The 1,334-nt window shown below is 70.1% G+C and carries 2 protein-coding genes; both read right to left on the reverse strand.

Annotation, left to right across the window (positions count from 1 at the left end):
• Positions 1-552 (reverse strand): response regulator (locus FV222_RS26340; protein ID WP_147816063.1); only part of this gene is annotated, 552 nt, incomplete at its 3' end.
• Positions 549-1,334, reverse strand: a 786-nt coding sequence (locus FV222_RS26345) for an ATP-binding protein (protein WP_147816065.1), incomplete at its 5' end; no start/stop codon positions are given. The genes FV222_RS26340 and FV222_RS26345, both read right to left, overlap by 4 nt.

Here is a 1,334-nt window from a genome sequence, read left to right on the forward strand (position 1 = left end):
GGCGACGGCCAGCTCGGCCTCGCTCCGGCCGAGGCAGGTCGCCACGTCGAGGCCGAGGAGCGCGGCCTTCCGCGCGTTGAGGCGCAGGAAGCGCCCCTCCGCGTCCTTGAACGAGATCGCGTCGTCGGAATGGTCGAGGAGGCCGCGCAGCAGGGCCCGCTCGGTGGCGAGCTCGCGCCCGAGGGCATGCCGCTCGAAGGCGTTGCGCACGGTGCCGCGCAGCAGGTCCGCGTCCCAGGGCTTGGCGACGTAGCCGCTGATGCCGCCCCGGTTCAGCGCGCCGATCACGGCGGAGATGTCGGCGTATCCGGTGAGTAGGATCGCCTGGGCCTCGTGGAAGCCGCGCATCTCGGAGAGCATCGCGTCGCCGGCCATGCCCGGCATGCGCTGGTCGGAAAGGACGACGGCGATGTCGGGGTCGTCGCGCAGGATGGCGAGGGCGTCCGCGGGCTTCGTCGTGGTGACGACGCGGTAGGTGTCCTCGAACAGGTCCTCGAGGGCGATCAGGATGTCCGGCTCGTCGTCGACGGCCAGGATCGTGCCTCTGGTCATACGGTCGCCGTCTGCCTCGGAATCCCGATCACGAAGCAGGCCCCGCCTCCGGGAGCCGTCTCCACCGTGAGCGAGCCGCTATGCGCCTGAACCACGCTGTAGGCAATCGCGAGGCCGAGGCCCGTGCCGGCTCCGACCGGCTTCGTCGTGAAGAACGGCTCGAAGATCTTTTCGCGCAGGTCCTCGGGTATCCCCGGGCCGGTGTCGCTGATCCGGATCAGGTCGGTCTCTGGGGTTGTCTCGGTGACGACGTGGATCTGCCCGCCCTCGGGCATCGCGTCGGCGGCGTTGCCGAGGATGTTCATCACCACCTGGTTGAGCAGCGCCGGGGTGCAGTGGATCTCGGGCCGGCCCGAGAAGGTGCGTTCGACGGTGATGCGCCCGCCGAGCTTGTGCTGGATCAGCGCGAGCACGGTCTCGATCGCCTCGGGCACGTTGACCAGCGAGCGCTCGCCCTCGTCGAGCCGCGAGAACTTGCGCAGGTTCAGGACGAGATCCTGGATGCGGGTAAGGCCCATGCGCATCGCGCCGACGCGGTCGCGCGCCTTGGCGAGCCCCTTCTGCGCCGCAGGGTCGGTCTCGGGCATCGGCAACGCGGCGAGCACCCGCTCGACGGTGCCCTGATGCGCGAGGATGAAGGCCAGCGGATTGTTGATCTCGTGGGCGATGCCGGCGACGAGCTCGCCGAGCGAGGCCATCTTGGCGGCCTGGACGAGTTTGGCCTGGGCGTCGGTGAGCTTGCGGTTGGCGAGCGCAAGGTCGGCGTTGGCGCGCTCCAGCGC

The organism is Methylobacterium sp. WL103, from assembly GCF_008039885.1.
Lineage (GTDB): Bacteria > Pseudomonadota > Alphaproteobacteria > Rhizobiales > Beijerinckiaceae > Methylobacterium > Methylobacterium cerastii.